The organism is Zhouia spongiae (genome assembly GCF_022760175.1).
GTDB lineage: Bacteria > Bacteroidota > Bacteroidia > Flavobacteriales > Flavobacteriaceae > Zhouia > Zhouia spongiae.
In genome coordinates this window covers 559,729-576,697 of record NZ_CP094326.1, presented here as the reverse complement: position 1 = coordinate 576,697, position 16,969 = coordinate 559,729, and the positions used below count along the sequence as shown (strand labels likewise).

The following is a 16,969-nucleotide window of genomic DNA, read 5'->3' as shown; positions in this document are numbered from 1 at the left end:
ATTTTTACGAAAAATACCCAGATATGGGTATTTATTCGTATTCAAATGAGAGGTAAATTTGTGGAGGGCATTATGAAAAAACAGGTTTGGGTTAAGTTTTAGATTAACGTTCGGTAAGTACCCTACCTTATCTGAACTGTGAAAAAGGCATCTTATTCAAGATGCTTTTTTTATGTCCCAATCCGGTTATATGTTTTCGTCACTATTGGATTAAAGTTTAAATTGTTCTTCGGCCTTTCTGGCTTTTTCTTTAGCTTTTATCTTATCTCGTTGAAGACTTAATCCGTAACTTTTGTAATTAACGGTCATACCGCCATTATCGAAGAAGACCCTAAGTTCTATTTCCTCGCTGCGCCAATAGTAAAGGTTCTGGTCCGGGGTAAAATATGTAGGTTCTCCATAGAGGTCACTTAAGGTTTTAATGATACTTCGATCAGATTTGCACTTAATGGCTATTTCGGCAATTTTCTGGTCCGAAGTGTTAATAAGTAATAATTCGATAGGCTGGCCATTGATGGTTTTATGGTCACAAAGGGTATTGTAATAATCCCAGTCACGGATCAGCTTATTTTCTTTAAGGTATTCCGGCGTCATTTTTTGCATACATTTATGCTTCTTCATTTTACTGCCCAGCTCTATATCTCTAAAGCCATTCTTCTTATCAAGTTCTTTCAGGCTTTGAGATGCAACCATTAGGGGAATAGAAAAAACAACAATAAATACCGTCCAACGCATTTCGATACACAATTATATTAATAAAGGTAAGCACCGGTTAGTAATTTAACCAATTATGCGCCTCGGATAATGGAAATCCTTCCAAGATCTTAATTATTCGTTGAAAATGAATTGTCAGTGTAAGCGTACCATATAAAATAAAACCCTGCTGTTAAGCAAGGTTCTATTCGTTACCGGTTATAATTAACAGGTTAAATCAATCTTAAAGCAGTTTTAGTGCCAACCTCCTCCGAGAACCTTATACATATTTACACTGGCATTCATTTGCTGCATTTTTGTTTCAATTAATTCAAATTTAGCCTCCAATGCATCTCGTTGTGTGAGCAAGACCTCCATATAATCTGCTCTGGCCGATTTAAATAATACGTTTGATATTCGAATTGATTCATTTAACGTATCCACTTCTTTAGTCTTGAGCTTGTAACTTTTATCCAGATTATTCATATTAGACAATTGGTTCGCAACTTCGATATATGCGTTCAAAATGGTTTGCTCATAATTGTATACAGCCTGTATTTGTCTGGCATTTGCATTTTTATAAGCAGCTTTTATGGCATTTCGATTAATTAGCGGAGCGGTAAGATCACCGGCTATATTATAAAGTAACGATTCGGGGCTTTTTAATAAGTACGATGTGTCAAATGCCTGAAAACCTATGCCCGCTACAATATCAAAAGAAGGGTAAAATCTGGCTTTGGCTACTTTAATATCTAATTTTGATGCTTCCAACTCCAGTTCAGCCTTCTTTATGTCAGGACGATTCTGTAAGAGTTGAGAAGGGACTCCGGCAACAATAGTATTTGGTTCAATAATAGAAAATTGAGATGCATCTCGTTCGATATGTTTTGGAAAACTTCCGGTTAAAAAGTTTATTTTATTTTCCGTTTCAGTAATTGCTTGCTGAATGGTATATTGCAAACTTTTAGTACTTAACACCTCTGCCTCAAATTTTCGAACAGCAAGCTCTGTTGCCTTTGCCGCCTTTTTTTGAAGCTTTACAATTTTTAAGGCATTGCTTTGTATCTCTACATTTTGTGTAACGATTGCTAATTGATTATCTAATGCTAATAATTCGTAATAAGAATTGGCAATTTCTGCAATCAGGTTGGTTGTCATGAAATTTTTGCCCTCTACTGAAGAGAAATACCTGAGGAGAGCTGACTTTTTTGCATTCCGTAGTTTTTTCCAGATATCAAGTTCCCATTGGGCCTGAAGTCCTACAAAAAAGTCAGGTAAAGGTTCAGGCATTTCTCTTCCCGGTTTAATATCAGTAGTAGCTTCGCTGGCACCACGACTGGTATATCGTGCAACTTTATCGACTCCGACTCCGGCTTTTAAATCGATAAATGGCAGGTATTCACCTTTTTTTTCTTTGACTTCACTTTTTGAAATTTTAATTTCCTGAAGCATTATATTTAATTCCTGATTGTTATTTAGTGCTGTTTCAATCAGTGATGCTAAGTATGGATCTTTAAAATACTCTTTCCAACTTAATAGCGCTGTATTGGTAGTATCATCCGTTTTGTTTTCATATTGTTCCGGGATGGCTCTATTCTCTTGAACGGATTCTAAAGCAGGTACACAGGAATAGAGTGAACTTATGGCGATTACGCATATGATCCCCCATTTTTTATAAGGTGCTATGTTTATACTATTCATCATCTGTTCTTTTCATTAATTTTTTTAAAAGCTTATTTATTTTGCGGAGACGTCTTTCCAAACTGCTTTCGTCTTCACTGATTCTCATAAATTCTTCAGAAACAGGCTCTGTGACTTCATCCTTGATAAGGCTTTTGCCGTCAGATATTTTTGCAAAGACATAATACAGTCCGGGAATTACCAATACTCCCAAAAGGGTGCCGATAAGCATTCCTCCTAGTGCAGATCCTCCAATAGTCCGGTTTCCAATAGCTCCGGCTCCGGTAGCAATAACTAAAGGAATCAATCCTGCAATAAATGCAAATGAGGTCATTAAGATAGGTCTGAACCTTACTTTAGCACCCTCTATTGCGGCAGCTGTTATAGAAGCCCCCTGCCTTCGTTTCTGAACTGCAAATTCAACGATCAGTACAGCGTTTTTACCTAACAAACCAACGAGCATGATAACTCCGATTTGCGCATAAACATCGTTGGCAAGCCCCATGATCTTTAGTAATAAAAAAGAACCAAATACCCCTACTGGTAAGGATAGGATCACAGCAAGCGGTAATAAGAAACTTTCGTATTGAGCGGCAAGTACCAGGTATACAAAAATTAAAACCACGGCAAAGATGTATATTGATTCATTTCCTCTTGAAGCCTCATCATATGATAACCCTTCCCAGGCAATATCATAACCTCTTGGCAACGTTTTCTCCGCAACCTCTTGTATGGTCTTAATAGCATCTCCACTTGTAAAACCGGAAGCCGGCAAGCCCCTGATGGCAGCAGAATTATACAGGTTGTATCTGGTAATTTCATTAGGTCCCAGTTTTTTTTCCATTTTCATGAAAGCTGAATAAGGAACCATCTCATCTTTTTCATTCTTTACGTAGAGCTTTTCAAGATCTGATGGCATGGCCCTGTACTCGGGTGCCGCCTGGGTATATACTTTAAAAAACCTTCCATATTTTATAAAGCCTTGTTCGTATGTACTACCGATTAAAATGTTGAGGTTTTCCATAGCTTTTCCGATAGAAACCCCTTTTTGCATTGCCGCTTTGTTGTCGATCTTTAATTCGTATTGCGGATAATTAGCCGCATAAAAAGTAAACAACCCTGTAAGCTCTTTACGCTCTTTAAGGGCATCCATGAAATTGTTGTTGATCTTTTCAAACTCATGAAAATCGGTGCCATTGGTTTTATCGAGTAAACGCATGGAAAAACCTCCGGAGGAACCAAATCCGGGGACAGCAGGAGGTTCAAAATATTCAATAACCGCCCCGAGGTCTTTTGTTTCTTCTTCCAGTTCTTCCATTATTTCATGAACGTTATGTTCACGTTCTGACCAGGGTTTGAGGTTAATAAGGCAGGTACCTGCATTAGAACCCCGCCCTTCAGTCATAATCTCATATCCGGCCAATGATGATACGGAGGCTACGCCTTCGGTTTCTTCACAGATTTTCTGGAGTTTTTTAGCTACTTCGTTTGTGCGTTCAAGGGTAGCTCCGGGTGGTGTCTGAATAATGGCATAGATCATTCCCTGATCTTCATTTGGAATAAAACCTGCGGGTAAAACCTGATTGGTGAAAAATATTCCTGCACAAAAGGCTATTAATAAACCGAAAGTAACCACTCTACGGTTTACAATGAGTTTTAATATGTTTACATACCGCCCGGTTAAGTTTTCAAATTGGGTATTAAACCAGTTAATGAATCGGTCTACAGGCGACTTCCTTTTTTGTTTTCCATGGTTGTTTTTTAACAACATTGCACACAGTACCGGGGTAAGTGTAAGGGCAACAATTGCCGATATGATTATAGCTCCGGCCATTGTTATCGAAAATTGACGGTAGAAAACTCCAACCGGACCGGTCATAAACGAAATAGGGATGAAAACCGATACCATAACCAGCGTAATAGCCACAACGGCACCCCCGATTTCACTCAATACCGCATAGGAAGCTTTATATGGCGAAAGCTGTTCTTCTTCCATTTTAACATGGACACCTTCTACTACCACAATGGCATTATCGACTACAATACCTATGGCCAGCACCAATGCAAATAAAGTGATAAGATTGATGGAGAGACCAAACATTTGCATGATAAAGAAGGTTCCTATCAGCGATACCGGAACTGCAATGATAGGAATAACCGTAGATCGCCAATCACCCAGAAATAAGAATACAACTAAGGCAACAAGAATGAAGGCATCTCTTAGCGTATGCAAAACTTGATCGATGGATGCATCGAGAAAGTTAGATACATCGTACCCGATTTGATAATCAACGCCGGGAGGTAGGTTCTCTTTGATTTCTGTTAGCTTTTCCTTGACAGCCTTTATAACATCATTACCGTTACTTCCAAAGGTCTGTTTTAGTACTATGGATGCAGATGGATGGCCATCGAGATTTGAGTATATATCGAAGAATTCACTCCCGAGTTCTACTTCGGCAACATCTCTTAATTTTAGGATTTCCCCATTTTCATTAGCCCGAATGATTATATTCTTATAATCCTCGGCTTCATTATACCTTCCTTCATATACCAGTACATATTCTAGCGATTGCGCTTTTTTTCCTGAGCTCCTTCCTAAACGCCCCGGTCTTGCAATAATACTCTGTTCGTCCATTGCCTCTAAGATTTCTTCTGCAGAAACATTATAGGCTCTCATACGGTCGGGTTTTAACCACACCCTCATTGCGTATTTGCGGCTTCCAAGAATTTGAGCACTGGCGATTCCTTTTATACGCTGTATTTCAGGGATTATTTTAGTGTATGCGTAGTTGTACAGGAACTTTTCATCGTTGTTTTTTTCTTTACTGAATAAATTCACATACATAAGCATACTGGGCTGTACGGGAGTAATAACAACCCCTTCACGCTGTACCAACTCAGGGAGGAGCGGCATTACCTGATCGATCCGGGTTTTAACTCTTACAACAGCATCATTCGGATCGGTACCGGGCTCAAATATTATCCGGATGGTGCCTTCTCCTGCACTGGTAGCATCCGATGCGATGTATCTCATGTCCTGAACTCCGTTTATCGAAGTTTCAATTGGGATCAGGGTCGATTTAACCAGTACATCAGCACTGGCACCCGGGTAAGCAATAAAAACGTTTACCGTTGTGGGAGCTATCTGTGGAAACTGCGATATTGGTAATTGTTTAATGGCAAGCAAGCCCGTAAAAACAATAACTACTGAAATAACAATAGCCAATACCGGTCTTTTAATAAATTTACTAAACATTTGATGTAATTTTAAAAGGTTGAATTACTCTGCGTACATGTCAAGGTTTTTTATAACCTGGTGTGGGTTTTCAACTTCGTAATGTATTTTTTCTCCGTCTTTCACCATTCGAATACCTTCCAATAAGATTTTATCGTCGGTAGACAAGCCATTGTCGACAATAAACAGATGTGGTAATTCGGCTTTCAGAGAAATTTCTTTTTGTATTACCTGATCGTTTTTATCGATAACGAAAACATATTTTTTATCTAATATTTCAAAAGTCGCTTTCTGTGGAATAATGATCGCGTCCTTATACGGAACTTTCATAACAACGTTTCCGGTTTCACCATGCCTCAGCAGCCCGTCCGGATTTGGGAATGTTGCTCTGAAAGGAATATTACCTGTCTCGTGATTGAAATCTGCTGCTATCGTTTCTACTACTCCGGGATATTTGAAGGTTTGATTATTTGCCATCACCAGTTCGACCTCAGATTTTTTCTCGTTCTCACTTTTAGTTTTATAATCCAAATATTCTGCTTCAGGAACATTGTAGTATACCCACATTTTAGTATTATCTGATAAGTTACTGAGCAGCTCTCCTTCCTCAACATAACTTCCTTGACGTACATGAAAACGATTCAGGATACCATCGAAAGGTGCCCTGATCTCAGTAAATTGTAGATGTACGCTGGCTAATGATAACTCAGCCTTGGCTTTTTCGTATTGAGCCCTGGCCATAGCTAATTCATTTGCAGCCACAACATTGCTATCTGCAAGGATTTTTGTGTTCTCGTATTCGATCTTCGCAAAATTGGCATCTGCCTGTGCCTTTTGCTTTTCTGCTTCATATAAGTTTGGCATAATTTGAAACAAGAGTTGTCCTTTTTTTACAAATTGTCCTTCATCGACAAATATTTTTTGCACATAGCCTTTTTCCTGAGCTCGTAATTCGATATGCTGTATGGAATGGATTTGACATACATAATTTTCGGTAATAGTAGTGTCTGATTTTACCGGGTTGGTAACCAGAAAAGTAGATGCTTCGGGTTTAGAGCTTTCTTTTTTTGATGTACAGCTGGTGTGGTACAACAGAGTACCTAAAGCTAATAGCATGAGTGATTTCCTCATTTTTAGTCTTGATTTTAAATTGTTTGATTTTAGTTTAGGAAGTGCAATGCACATAAGACCTAGCTCCAAATACAAAAAATGGAGTATAGGAAAGTGTTCAGGTAGTCATTAGATATATAAATTTATATCCAATGCTATTGAAAAATCATAACCTGAAAACCTGAAACTTAATGTAGAGGTTTGGAGAAATTAAATGACTGTAAAAACGATTGTCTGAATTTAATCGTCTTTTTAAAAGTAGATAATCAATACATCTATAATGAAACTTAAACCACGGAGCTAAAAAATGATTGTTGTTTTTTTGCTTTTTTAAAGAAACCGATTCGTCAGTCTCTTCTTCGTTGCTTGTTTCATTAAAATAATGATTAGCAATCTGATTGCCGAGACTGCCCGGAAAAAGAAAATAACTGTCAAGATGTTTAGAGATTAAATGTTCTTGATGCTCTGGATTGGCAGTCTCGGCATTGAATATTGCATTTGATGCAGTGCGATGCTGTAGTGTTTGAAACTGGCTAAGTCCACTCCAGAGTAGAACAAATAATGATAGAAAATATTTGATCAGCATTTTGCTCATATGGAAGGCAAAACTACATTATGAAGATCACTAAATCAAGAAAACTTGTTTTAAAAATGAATTAAAATCAAAGTCGTCTATTATAAATTTTCAGATATGCCGTGCTGTCTTAGTGTAATGGGCTATATAGCATTACATCATCAACAGGCTTATGGTTGAATTATGAATCGGAAAACAAATGATCGTCATCGGAGAAATCCAGTACTTCTGCTTCCGGTATGCGGGAAAGGAGGTAGTCGACAGCTTTATGGACTTGTAATTCTGTAGTATAGGTGCGACTGGTGGCTAGTACCAGACCACCTTTTGAAAGTCTGTAAAGGAACTTGCGGGGACCCGGATTTTTTTTAGTAAAAGTGAAAACTTCGATGTTCTCCAGGACTGCTTTTAAAATCATTTTACAATCTGATTTCTGTTTGCAGTTGATGCTGGTTAAAACAGGGTCGCCTTTTCTGGAGGTGAAAATGAAATTGTATTGTCCGTTTGTTTGTTTGCGAATAACAAACATTGCCATAGTACTTTTAGTTTACGGGGTTTGTTTTTTAGTTTACGGTGCCAAATCTAAAATAATTATACATGAATTAATACTTGTTTTTTTGATCAAGAGTTCTAAGGTTAATAATGACAATTAAAAAAAGAGGACGGACAGGTGTTTATAAGTGGCGCATTAAAATGAGTCATTCCAATATTAATGGGATGTGTCTGATTTTTTTTAAAAAAGTTTTCTTGATTTTAATCAATGAAATTGATTCAGTACATTTTGATATTTGCTGAATAATTTCGTGTTAAAACTATTCAAATGAAAAATATAAAGGTAAGTACTGAAGTCAAATTATCAACACTGTGGGTTTTGGTTATGTTAAATATGGTTTTTGCCGATATTTTTTCAATAATAGTTGAACTTATAAGCAATGACGTTCTTAACATTCCCGGAAATGTCAGGTCAATGATGGCTATTGCTGCAATATTGACCAATCTTCCAATTATAATGATTTTTTTGTCAAGGGTATTATCCTATAAATTCAACAGGATATTTAATATATTGGTAGGAGTATTCACAATAATTTATATCATAGGAGGGGGAAGCACACTTGTTCATTATTTGATTATAGCAAGTATAGAAATTGCTTTATTATTCGTAATTATTATAACGGCATTTCGATGGAAAGATCCTGCTCAAGCAATCTATGATTAATGATGTGAAATAATGATATTATTGTATGTGATATACACTTATGAGTTTATGTTAATACGATAATCACTTAACAGTCAAATTATAGATATATTATGAGAATTAGTTATAGATGGAAAATTACATCCAAATGAATCGTTACTTGAAGTTTATTTATCCGAATTTTTATACATCAGTAGCGCTTTTTGAGAGAAGCTTTACAAAGACCGGAAAGAGAAGGAATTGTAAAATCAGGATTTCGTTTAGTTAAATTCTCTGAACACGAAAAAATAATATTGTACCTGAAAAAGAGGTGGTTAGAAAAGGTTTTGAAACTTTTAGCTGAAAACAAGATAGTAAATATTGATACCTTTATCAAGTGATTAAAATCAAACAACATCAAAGAAAATGAAAAATATATTATTGATTGCATTAACAATATTACTGTTAACGATGCCACAATCAGTAACCGGGTGTAGCATGTACAAAATAACAAAAAATGGGAAAACAATAGTTGGTAACAATGAGGATTACCTAAGTCCCAACAACCAATTCTGGTATGAGAAAGGGAAGGGGGGAACTTTCGGTGTAATGTACATGGGCTTGCTCAACAAATTTGCCCAGGGAGCAATAAACGAAGCAGGTTTGGTGTTTGACGGGTTTGCAAATCCACATTTGCCTGTGGAAAATACAGTCGGAAAGAGTAATATTTTCATTGGCGATGCCATTAGGAAAGTAATGCAATCTATGCGTACTGTGGAAGAAGTTAAGAATTATTTTGAAACCATAAATTTAAGCTCATTGTCGAGTAGTCAACTTGTTTTTGTAGATCAGTCCGGGACTTACTTAATCGTTGAAGGCGATGAATTGCTGTTGGGTAATGAGTCCGAAAAGAGCTTCTCAAATTTTTACTATTCGCAAGTGGAATCGTTAGAAGAGGTTGAACTTGATTACTTCCGGAAAGGCATGAGCTTTATCAATTCAAACAATAGCCATGCATCGTTTGACTTTTGTGGGCAGGTAATGCAAAGTTTTTCAGCAGATGGTGCTTTTGGTACGCAATATTCTACCATTTACGATTTGAATGATTTGAAAGTACGAGTGTATTTATTCCATGACTACTCGCAATTCGTAGAAATTGACTTGAAAGACGAGTTAAGTAAAGAAGACCATGCGGTTATGATAGCTGATTTGTTCCCAGAAAATTCCATTGGCCATCAACACTATACAAAGTATAATGATAAGGATAACCCAACCCGTTTTTTGGAGGAATTGATGGGTTCAAATGAGCAAATGTCGGAAGCAGATTTTATCTCTGTGGGTTTTAATTCCATAACGAATGTGATAGGTTATGAATGGCTGGAAGAAAAAAACAATCCTAAAGCAGCAATTAAAATATTTTTATATAGTATTAAAGTAATGCCAACAGATGCCGATTTGTATGATAGCTTGGGTGAGGCATATATGTTTGATGAACAGTGGGAAAATGCTAAAACAAGTTATGAACGATCTTTAACACTTGACCCAAGCAATGAAAATGCGAGAAAGAAGCTGGTAGAAATTGATAAAAAAAGATAATTCTAAGTACTTTTCAGACTCTGACTGCATGAACGATATTGAGTCTGGTTGTCTTTTTATAACAAACACACCCAAAAAGCCATAGAGGTATTTAAGTATGCTATTTCACAAGACCTGAACAATGCCGGTTTGTTTGATAGTTTGGGAGCGGCTTATTTTGCAGTTAGTTTTTTTCTTATCCTGCTTAATGTTTCTGGTTTAATACCTAAATAACTGGCAATTTGGTACTGTGGCACCCGGTTGATTAAATCGGGGCGTTCTTCTTGTAGTTTCTGATATCGTTGTGCTGGTTGCAGGGAAACAAACTCAGCAAGTTGACTTTGTTTTTCGCCCATCATTTTTTCCATTCCCGTTCGACAAAATGTCTCAAACCGTGGAAACCTGGCGTAAAGTTCTTGTTCTTTTTTCAGATTCAAAACGGCAACTGTTGTTTGTTCCGTGCATTCATAATTTTGTTTTGATGGTGTTCCATTGGCCAAACTATCGAAGTTGATTACTGATTGTTCTTCAGTAAAAAAGTTGATTGTTCTTTCTTCTCCATCTATAAGCATATATTCTCTAATACAGCCACTTATTACATAGTAGGCATTATTTGCTGTTTGCCCTTCACTTATTAGTAAAGCTCTCTTTTCAAAAGTTCTTATAGGAAAGCTTTCTTCTATTGCCAGTTCTTCTTCAGACGTAAGCCTGGTCAGTTTTGACATTAACTCAACCAATATATGACTCATTTTAATTTTGTTTTATTTGAAAACTAAAATAGAGATAATAAATTTTATTTAACAATCTAAAGCCTGACCTGATTTCCAGTTTTTCCCATTTTACTCGATCATCGAGATTTAAATGCTCCGACCTTGTCCTTGTGAAATGTTCCTAAAGGAATTTCATTGGACTTGCCCTTGTGAAATAGTCCTGACGGAATTTCACAGGGCTTGCGTCGAAATGTTTTGCCATGCCCCAGCTGGCTCCATCGCTAAAAAGGTCTAAGACCTTTTCTTTACGCTTGCCCCGAGGTAGTTTCCCGGATCCATATATTTGACGCCCTAAAAATAAACAAACCTGTAAAATCAACGTCTTACAGGGTTTTATGTGCTTGAAGTGGGGATTAGACCCGTACGGACATTATTGCCCATTGGGTTTTAAGGAAAGTACAGCTGTCATATTTTGTGTAACCGTCTCATTGTCAAATATTTTTATTTTCGAATTTGGCATTAATTTTTTAAAAGTGTACCCCTCTCGATATCCCCGAGTACTTGCTATTTTAGTTTATATAGCTTCTTGGAGATTACTGAAAATATGATGAGTAGAACCACCATACCCGTAAGATATCCGTAATCAAATTCATTCATTTTTGACCCGAATACAATAAGTAGCCGGATAATACTTAATGAGATCAGCACGGCAATCATTGCAGTGATATAGAATAAAATTTTTATTATCATGATATGTAGGGGGTAGGTCGATAGACCTACCCTTTAATTTAATTACTTGGTAACGGTTGTGGTAGTTGGTGTGTAAATACCAAAAGTTAAAGCAGACACTAAACCATTAACAAAAGATTGTCTGGTATGTACAGTGTAGTTTTCTGCACCGTCAGCCATTTGTTTAGAATCTGAAACCCCAACAGGTGCAAGACCATAAATAACATAATGGTTCCATTTAGTAGTTTGGTTATATCCTTGCGCTCCTTTACCAACTACACTGGTGTAAGAATAACAAGAAGTTAACAATAAGGAAGCTGTAAAAGTTACAGCAGTAATTTTAGATAATTTTTTAATCATCTTTTAAATAAAATTTAGTTAAACAAATAATTATTAATAGGTTAGGTAATCTAACCTCAAGGTTGAGGGGTTAATCTGTCATAATGTCGATAATTCGGGAAATATAGAAAATAATTCGTGCATAATTGCAGCTTTTACAAGAATTATTTTTACATGTTTAATACTTATTAATTAAGCCCCTACAAAAATTCAAGTTTTCCTGAAAATTTTTGATGACATCTTCTTTTTTGTGTCGTACTTGAGTTTAACTAGGGTTCACCACCATTAATTGGAATTTCGTTATTGAATTGTGCAAAAGGAATTATTCTTCTTTGGTGGTCTTTTTAAAAACCTGTTGTTTAGGGGACTGTACAGGTATTTTATTTATAGACTCCACCCCTTTGCGGGTGTGCCATATCAAAAGGGAAAAGCAGCATAGAACTTTTAAAGGGATGACCGACAAGGGGCAATGTTCCATAGGGTGGTTCTTTGGGTTCAAACTTCATTTGATCATTAATGACAAAGGAGAAGTCCTTGATTTCATGCTTACCCAAGGGAATGTAGATGATCGCGATCCCTTAAAAAACCATGACTTTCACAAACGCATTTTTGGTAAAATATATGGTGACAAGGGCTATATTGGGAAGGATTTGTTTGAACAGCTCTTTGTTGATGGGGTGCATTTGGTGACCAAAATACGAAAGAACATGAAAAATTGCCTGATGCTCTTACAGGACAGGGTTATGCTTAGAAAACAGGCGTTAATCGAGACGGTAAATGATGAGCTCAAAAACCGATGCCAAGTGGAACACCCAGGTACAGGAGTTTTGAAAATTTTATAACCAACCTGCTTTCAGGCTTAGTAGCTTATTCTTTCTTTGATAAAAAACCAGCTTTAAACATGGAAATTATCGATAATAGACTCGTCGCTTAAATCGAACTCACGTTAAGTTAGGTTATATCTTGAGTAAGATGCTTTTGATTATATTAGCAAAATTTTAAACCAAATAGAAAGAAAGCATAATGGGAAAAAAAGCTATCCCGGTAGATGAACAAATTAAAAAATTACGAAGTCGTGGAATGGTTATGGATTGGGGAGAGGAGAAGGCTAAAGAAGTTTTATTGGATATTGGTTATTACCGTTTAGGGTTTTATTGGCATCCGTTTCAGATAGATAGTGAGCATAATTTAGTAGAAGGGACACTATTCTCTAATGTTGTTAAATTATATTATCTGGATACTGATCTTAAGCATATTTTAACCAAAGCTATAAATAGAATAGAGATTAATTTTAAAACCCAATTAATCTATTATACCTCTGTAAAGTATGATCAAAATCCAACTTGGTTTGTAGATAAAAAAATAGTAGCAAAGACTTTCGTAGATAATTTCCCGAAATTTTATACTAAGAAATTTAAGTCAGATAATAAACCTATTAAAAGGCATCATGCCAAATATCCCAATGAAATTTATGCGCCTGCATGGAAAACTTTGGAATTTTTAACTCTGGGGAGTGTTATTACATTATATATTTCCTTGCAAAATAAATCGTTAAAAGAGACAATAGCAAGTCAATATGGTATTAAAAGCATTGGTGTTCTTGAGAATTTTTTATTGACCATATTGTTTATTAGGAATATTTGTGCTCATAGTGATTTGCTATTTGATGCCAATACTCCAAAAGAAATTAAAACCACACCATTAATTAAGTTTAATAATAACAATAGACATAGTTTAGATTCTTCCATTAAGGTGATTTTATATTTGTTAAACCAAATATCAGAAAACAGGTCAAATATAATACAAACAGAGATTGAAAATCTTTTTGAAGTATTTAGTGATGATGGAGTAATTAAAAATATTATAACTAACAAAATGGGCTACATATACCCATCGGCATAATATTTGATTAAGTTATATAAAAGTTGTATATTTGTACCTTAAATAGTGCCCAGCCAATCATTGTGCATTGGTGCTGCACTTTAAAATATTGAAAAATATAAAACCCAGGCTATGCTCTGGGTTTTTTATTGTCTTAGCTTTCCACTCTAAAATAAATTCACCATTTATTCAGCAATTAAGACAAGGGTATTTTAGGGATCCCAATTCGTATCCCTCAAAAATAAAAAACCCTTGAAAATCAAATGATTAACAAGGGTTCTTGTACTCGAGGCGGGACTTGAACCCGCACGAACATTGCTGCTCACTGGATTTTAAGTCCAGCGTGTCTACCAATTCCACCACTCGAGCCGCTGTTGGCATAAAAAAAGCGCTGTACAAGCAGCGCGCATTCGAGCGAAAAACGGGGTTCGAACCCGCGACCTCAACCTTGGCAAGGTTGCGCTCTACCAGCTGAGCTATTTTCGCTTTTTTAATGAACGTGTGCAATTCGTTATTGCGGATGCAAATTTAAAACAATTCTGTTAATTCCAAAGGGTTTTTGGTAAAAAATGAAATATTTTTTTTAAGCTCCTGATTTACAGTGAGGCCCTTTTTTTCTTTACTAACATCCTTTTAATTTCATTCAGTTTCATCAGGGCTTCAACAGGGGTTAGGGTGTCTATGTCCGTATGGATGATTTCTTCCTTGATCTCTTCTAAAAGTGGGTCGTCGAGGTTGAAAAAGCTTAACTGCATTTCGTCATCCTGAGCGGCTTTTAAGTTTTCTGTAAGCTCGTCGCTGCTATGTGATTTTTCGAGTTTCTTTAATATCTTGTTGGCGCGATGAATTACCTGTTGAGGCATCCCTGCCATTTTAGCCACATGAATACCAAAGCTATGCTCACTGCCTCCTGGTACTAACTTTCTTAAAAACAATACATTGTCTTTTAATTCTTTTACGGAAACATTGTAGTTCTTGATGCGATTGAATGTTTCGGTCATTTCATTCAGTTCATGATAGTGGGTGGCAAACAGGGTTTTGGCCTTGGACGGATGCTCGTGTAAATATTCAGAAATAGCCCATGCAATCGAAATACCGTCATAAGTGCTGGTGCCTCTTCCGATCTCGTCCAGAAGAACTAAACTACGTTCAGAAATATTATTCAGGATAGAGGCGGTTTCATTCATTTCAACCATAAAGGTAGATTCGCCCATGGAAATATTATCACTCGCCCCGACTCGTGTGAAAATTTTATCAATGAGGCCTATTTTAGCTTCGTGTGCCGGTACAAAACTTCCCATCTGAGCCAATAGTACAATGAGTGCTGTTTGTCTTAAAATAGCCGATTTACCACTCATGTTTGGTCCTGTAATCATAATGATTTGCTGATCTTCTCTGGTAAGCGTAACATCATTGGCGATAAAGACATCGCCGATAGGGAGTTGCTTTTCAATCACCGGATGACGTCCGTTTTTGATTTCAAGGTCGAAGGAATCATTTACTTCCGGTTGTACATACTTGTTGTCTTTTGCCAGCTGGGCAAACCCGCAAAGGCAGTCCAGTTGCCCTATCAATGCCGCATTTTGCTGTACGGGTTGAATATATTCGTGCATCCAGACAACCAATTGTGTGAAAAGTTGTTGTTCCAGTTGCCCTATTTTTTCTTCAGCACCTAATATTTTGGCTTCGTATTCTTTTAATTCTTCGGTAATATAGCGTTCTGCATTTACCAGGGTTTGTTTGCGAATCCATTCTTCAGGAACTTTATCCCTGTGGGTGTTTCGGACTTCAATGTAATATCCGAACACATTATTGGAGGCAATTTTCAGAGAAGGTATTCCGGTGCGTTCCGTTTCCCTCTCCAACATCTTGTCCAGATAATCTTTCCCGGAAAAAGCTAAATCTCTTAACTCATCGAGCTCTTCAGAATACCCTTTGGCTATTGCATTTCCCTTATTGATATTAACAGGGGCATCCTCATTGATCATTTCTTTGATCTTATTTCTGAGGGCATCACATAAATGTAATGAGCTACCTATGGTTTTTAACGATTCATTATCACTTTTCTCGGCCAATGATTTAATAGGAGCGATGGCCTCTAATGAATTTTTTAGATAAATAACTTCCCGCGGGTTGATTTTTCCGGTAGCTACCTTAGAAATCAAGCGTTCGATATCGCTGATCTGTTTAATGTGTTGCCGGGTTTTCTGAAGCTTGTCTTCATGTAGCATTAAGTAATTCACGACTTCGTGACGTTGCTTTATACGCACGATGTTTTTAAGCGGTAATGCAAGCCATCGTTTCAGCGTTCTTCCTCCCATCGGGGAGGTGGTTTTATCGATAACATCGAGAAGCGTTACCGCGTTATTGGCAGTAGAATGATATAATTCGAGGTTTCTTATTGTAAATCGATCCATCCAGACATGCTCTTCTGCTGCGATCCGGTTTATAACCGATATGTGCTGTAGTTGGTGGTGCTGTGTTTCTGATAAGTAATGTAAAACAGCTCCGGATGCAATAATACCTTCTTGTAAATGATCGATGCCAAACCCTTTTAAAGACGATGTTTTAAAATGATTATTCAGCGTTTCATTGGCGTAATCTTCCTGAAAAATCCAGTCTTCTAAAAAGAAGGTATGGTGATGATTGCCAAAGTTGGCAAAGAAATCCTGTTTAAACTTTTTAGAAATCAGGATCTCACTAGGGTTAAAGTTCTGTAAGAGCTTGTCTATGTGTTCTTCATTTCCCTGCGCGGTAAGATATTCTCCCGTAGAAACGTCGAGGAAAGCAATTCCGAGCTGTTTTTTGCTGAAATGAACAGCGCATAGAAAATTATTAGACTTGGCCGTAAGGATGTCGTCATTTAAGGCTACCCCTGGAGTTACCAATTCCGTAACACCTCTTTTTACAATCGTTTTAGTTTGTTTCGGGTCTTCCAGCTGGTCACATATTGCAACCCTGCATCCTGCTTTTACAAGTTTAGGTAAATAGGTGTTCAGTGAGTGATGAGGGAAACCGGCCAGTTCTGTTTTATCACCCCCGTTGTTTCGGTGCGTTAAAACAATACCGAGGATTTTGGCAGCCTTTACAGCATCATCTCCAAAAGTTTCGTAAAAATCACCAACCCTGAAAAGTAATAAGGCGTCAGGATATTTTGCCTTAATCTGGTTGTATTGTTTCATTAACGGTGTTTCTTTCTTGCTTTTAGATGCTGCCAATGTTCTTCGTTTTTATTCTAAAAGCGAAGGTAAAGTTTTTAGGTTTTTAATGCC

At 36.9% G+C, this 16,969-nt stretch carries 13 protein-coding genes, 2 tRNA genes and 1 pseudogene; 4 read left to right on the top strand and 12 right to left on the bottom strand.

The features are described 5' to 3' along the window. Window positions 1-210: 210 nt before the first annotated feature. The 6 genes from MQE36_RS02525 to MQE36_RS02500 all read right to left on the bottom strand — a co-directional run bounded on the left by MQE36_RS02525 (window position 211) and on the right by MQE36_RS02500 (window position 7,824). Window positions 211-735, bottom strand: coding sequence for a hypothetical protein (locus MQE36_RS02525; protein WP_242937629.1), 525 nt, complete (start codon window positions 733-735; stop codon window positions 211-213). 213 nt (window positions 736-948) lie between these two features. Next, window positions 949-2,397: a TolC family protein gene (locus MQE36_RS02520; RefSeq protein WP_242937628.1), complete on the bottom strand. Its 1,449-nt coding sequence runs from the start codon at window positions 2,395-2,397 to the stop codon at window positions 949-951. Continuing rightward, window positions 2,387-5,629, bottom strand: a complete 3,243-nt coding sequence (locus tag MQE36_RS02515) for an efflux RND transporter permease subunit (RefSeq protein WP_242937627.1) — start codon at window positions 5,627-5,629, stop codon at window positions 2,387-2,389. The genes MQE36_RS02520 and MQE36_RS02515 overlap by 11 nt, the downstream gene beginning before the upstream one ends. A 24-nt stretch (window positions 5,630-5,653) precedes the next feature. Further along, window positions 5,654-6,739, bottom strand: coding sequence for an efflux RND transporter periplasmic adaptor subunit (locus tag MQE36_RS02510; RefSeq protein WP_242937626.1), 1,086 nt, complete (start codon window positions 6,737-6,739; stop codon window positions 5,654-5,656). 145 nt (window positions 6,740-6,884) lie between these two features. After that, the gene (locus tag MQE36_RS02505) at window positions 6,885-7,304 is read right to left on the bottom strand and encodes a hypothetical protein (protein WP_242937625.1); all 420 of its coding nucleotides are present in this window, start codon (window positions 7,302-7,304) and stop codon (window positions 6,885-6,887) included. 169 nt (window positions 7,305-7,473) lie between these two features. Next, window positions 7,474-7,824 (bottom strand): DUF1508 domain-containing protein, encoded by a 351-nt coding sequence (locus tag MQE36_RS02500; protein WP_242937624.1) that lies wholly within the window; start codon window positions 7,822-7,824, stop codon window positions 7,474-7,476. Between the two features lie 285 nt (window positions 7,825-8,109). On the opposite strand from MQE36_RS02500, the gene MQE36_RS02495 reads away from it, so the two are divergent. Then, complete coding sequence (locus MQE36_RS02495; RefSeq protein ID WP_242937623.1) at window positions 8,110-8,505, top strand: DUF6326 family protein; 396 nt, start codon at window positions 8,110-8,112, stop codon at window positions 8,503-8,505. Window positions 8,506-8,889: 384 nt separating this feature from the next. Beyond that, window positions 8,890-10,059, top strand: a complete 1,170-nt coding sequence (locus MQE36_RS02490) for a hypothetical protein (protein ID WP_242937622.1) — start codon at window positions 8,890-8,892, stop codon at window positions 10,057-10,059. 152 nt (window positions 10,060-10,211) lie between these two features. Here MQE36_RS02490 and MQE36_RS02485 read toward each other — a convergent pair whose 3' ends face one another. The 3 genes from MQE36_RS02485 to MQE36_RS02475 all read right to left on the bottom strand — a co-directional run bounded on the left by MQE36_RS02485 (window position 10,212) and on the right by MQE36_RS02475 (window position 11,837). Continuing rightward, window positions 10,212-10,787, bottom strand: coding sequence for a Crp/Fnr family transcriptional regulator (locus MQE36_RS02485; protein ID WP_242937621.1), 576 nt, complete (start codon window positions 10,785-10,787; stop codon window positions 10,212-10,214). A 525-nt stretch (window positions 10,788-11,312) separates the two neighbouring features. Next, window positions 11,313-11,498: a hypothetical protein gene (locus tag MQE36_RS02480; RefSeq protein ID WP_242937620.1), complete on the bottom strand. Its 186-nt coding sequence runs from the start codon at window positions 11,496-11,498 to the stop codon at window positions 11,313-11,315. A gap of 42 nt (window positions 11,499-11,540) precedes the next feature. After that, window positions 11,541-11,837 carry a Bor family protein gene (locus MQE36_RS02475; protein WP_242937619.1) on the bottom strand — a complete coding sequence of 99 codons (297 nt, stop codon included), beginning with the start codon at window positions 11,835-11,837 and terminating at the stop codon, window positions 11,541-11,543. 311 nt (window positions 11,838-12,148) lie between these two features. Here MQE36_RS02475 and MQE36_RS02470 point away from each other — a divergent pair. After that, a pseudogene (locus tag MQE36_RS02470) lies at window positions 12,149-12,750 on the top strand (IS982 family transposase); the annotation flags it as partial. Window positions 12,751-12,839: 89 nt separating this feature from the next. Continuing rightward, the gene (locus MQE36_RS02465) at window positions 12,840-13,718 is read left to right on the top strand and encodes an Abi family protein (RefSeq protein ID WP_242937618.1); all 879 of its coding nucleotides are present in this window, start codon (window positions 12,840-12,842) and stop codon (window positions 13,716-13,718) included. 262 nt (window positions 13,719-13,980) lie between these two features. On the opposite strand, the gene MQE36_RS02460 is transcribed toward MQE36_RS02465, so the two are convergent. The 3 genes from MQE36_RS02460 to mutS all read right to left on the bottom strand — a co-directional run bounded on the left by MQE36_RS02460 (window position 13,981) and on the right by mutS (window position 16,879). Further along, window positions 13,981-14,066 (bottom strand) — tRNA-Leu (locus MQE36_RS02460). 44 nt (window positions 14,067-14,110) lie between these two features. Next, window positions 14,111-14,183: transfer RNA gene (locus MQE36_RS02455), tRNA-Gly, on the bottom strand. 110 nt (window positions 14,184-14,293) lie between these two features. After that, the gene (gene mutS, locus MQE36_RS02450; protein ID WP_242938802.1) at window positions 14,294-16,879 is read right to left on the bottom strand and encodes a DNA mismatch repair protein MutS; all 2,586 of its coding nucleotides are present in this window, start codon (window positions 16,877-16,879) and stop codon (window positions 14,294-14,296) included. Window positions 16,880-16,969: the final 90 nt, after the last annotated feature.